Consider the following 2,660-nt stretch of genomic DNA (forward strand, 5'->3'; position numbering starts at 1 on the left):
TGTCGACCGTCACGTAATTCCCCAGGGGTGTCCGTCACGTAAACGTAATTCCCCAGGGGTGTCCGTCACGTAATTCCCCATGCTCGGGCGTGCTGAGTCGAGGGTAACCCGAGCGGGCGGGGTGCGGGTCAGGTTGCGGCGGTGGGGCGGTGTCCGGGTCGTTTGCGGGGTCGGTAGGACGGTCCGTCCATCAGGGTTTGATGGCTGGTGTTGATGAGCCGGTCGAGGAGCGACTCGGCGACGACCGGGTTCGGGAACAGCGGGTACCAGTCCTTCGGGGCGCGGTTGCTCGTCAGAATCAGGGGTTTGCCGGCGATGGCGCGATCGGAAACCAGATCGTAGAGGTCGTCGGACTGGGTGGTGGTGTGCTCACGCATCGCAAAATCATCGATAATCAACACCAGCGGCCGGGTGTATTCGCGGATCCGCTGACCGATGGTGCGGTCGGCATGGCCGCCGGCGAGATCGGCGAGCATGCGGGAGCACTTGACGAACCGCACGTCCCCGCCGCGGCGGGCGACGTGATGCCCAAGCGCTTGTGCCACATGGGTTTTGCCTACTCCAACGGGACCGTAGAGGATCACCGACTCGCCGGCATCGAGCCAGCGCAGGGCGGCCAGGTCCCGCAGCATCGCCGCGGGAAGTTTCGGATTCGCGGTGAAATCGAAGTCCTCGAACGTGGCCGGTTGCTCGAACCGCGCTCGTCGCAGCCGACGGGCCAGCGCCGCGGTTTCCCGGCGGGCGATCTCATCCTCACACAGCACTTGCAGGAACTCGAGGTGTCCGAGCTGCCCGTCCCGGGTCTGAACGAGCCGGGCGTCGAGCGTGTCGAGCATCCCGGTCAACTTCAACGTCTTCAGCGCAGCCCGCAGGCTGGGGTCGTGAATGGTCATGACGATTCCTAGTGTTCTGATGAAAGTAATTGGTGTGCAGCATGCGTCGGTGCAGCGTTCAACACTTCAGGCGGTGCGTTCGGTGTCGAAGGCGTCGGGTCCGCGCAGGAACGCCGGCGCCGGCGTAGGGGCCGGTGTGGGCTCTCCGTCGTGTTCGGTGCCGGCGGCGAGGATGCCCTTGACGGTGCGGTAGCTGGGGTCACCGACCTCGAGGGCGCGGGCGCAGGCCGCGTCCAGGCGGGCGTCGTCGTAGCGGTCCCGCAGCCGGACGATGCCCTGGATCGCCCGCAGCCGGTGCAGCGCGTTGACCTGCGACAACTCGGCGACGACCGCGACGGCGCCGGGACCGATCTGCTCGGCCTGCGCCCGACACCAGACCACGGTCTGCAGCGTGTAGGCGATCTTGTGCGGCGGGTAGTGCTCGGGGTTCGTCGACCGCCCCGACAGGTGCAGCACATGCGTGGCGGCCACCTGCTCGGTGTGGAAGATCTGCACCACGTCGCCGCAGGTGCGGACCAGCACCTGCTGGCCGATCAGCCGCCAGGGCACCGAATACAGGGCCTTGCCGGCCTTGACGTGACAGTCCGGGGCGACCTTCCCGACCTGATAGAGGACCAGCTCGAACGGTTTCGGAGGAAGTGCTGTGAGAGTGCGCTTTTCGATGGCGTCGAACACCGCTACGGGTTGCGCACCGTCGAGACCACGGTGATTGTGGAGCCCGTAGACGTCGGTGCACCAGGCCAGGGCAGCGTCCTGCATCTGCGCCAGTGAGGTGAACTCGCGGCCCTTGAAGTACGAGTCGCGGATATAGGGCATCGGGCGCTCGATCCTGGGTTTATCCTTTGGTTTTCCGGCGCGGGCGGGGTCGATCAACACCCGGTAGTAGGCGGCGAGTTCGGCGTAGGCGCGGTTGATCTTCGGGTCGTACAGGTCAGGCCGGTCGACCCCGGTTTTGAGGTTGTCGCACACGATCCGGGCCGGCGTGCCGCCGAAGAACTCGAACGCCGCCACGTGCGAGGCGCACCACGAACTCTGGTCCATCCGCAGCACCGGCTGCACGAACAGCATCCGTGAGCAGGACAGGATAATCGCGAACGCCCACACCGCCACCCGCCGGTCGGTGGCCGGGTTGCGCCACATGCCGAGCTTGCCGTAGTCGACCTGGGCCTCGTCGCCAGGCGGGACCGCGCCACGGGCCACAGTCACCTTCGACTCCGCCACCTTCTCGGCGAATTGTGCTGCCACATACCGTCGTACGGTCGATTCCGACACCGCGACGCCGAGGTCGTCGCGCAGGCGTTGCGCAATCGTCGCTACCGTCACCGACGCCGTCAGCTGCCCGTCGATCCAGTCGTGGTGCGCGGCGATCGCCGGCCATGTCACCGCCCGCGCCGCCGGGTCGCCGACCTCCGGGAACCATCCGGTGATCAGCTCCCACCAGAGCGGCTCGTCGAACTTCCCTCCCTCGCCCGGTGTCAACCCGGCCGCCACGGCGGGAGCCAGGTATTTCCGGATGGTTTTTCGGTCAATATCCAGGGCCTCCGCGATCTGCACCTGGGACCGGCCGGCATGCCAATGCCGGAACAACTCCATCAGATCGATCATCGTCCACGTTCTCCTCGCCACCGTCAGGCCCCTTCCCGGGCCCCGTTGTCGGTGACCCAGTCAGGAGCGAACCTGCAGCAGCACCCGAACCCCCGGCCGACACGCCCCAGGGGTGGGGAATTACGTGACGGCGGGGTGGGGAATTACGTGACGGACAAACCC

The 2,660-nt window shown here is 66.7% G+C and carries 2 protein-coding genes; both read right to left on the bottom strand.

All coding sequences use genetic code 11. The features are described 5' to 3' along the window. Positions 1-128: 128 nt before the first annotated feature. The gene (istB, locus tag AC1D1G_RS44140; protein ID WP_477956818.1) at positions 129-893 is read right to left on the bottom strand and encodes an IS21-like element helper ATPase IstB; all 765 of its coding nucleotides are present in this window, start codon (positions 891-893) and stop codon (positions 129-131) included. A 66-nt stretch (positions 894-959) separates the two neighbouring features. Further along, a complete protein-coding gene (gene istA, locus AC1D1G_RS44145) occupies positions 960-2,498 on the bottom strand; it encodes an IS21 family transposase (protein WP_074872937.1) in 1,539 nt (512 codons plus the stop codon). Positions 2,499-2,660 lie beyond the last annotated feature (162 nt).

This window comes from Rhodococcus sp. P3_B8 (genome assembly GCF_056402775.1).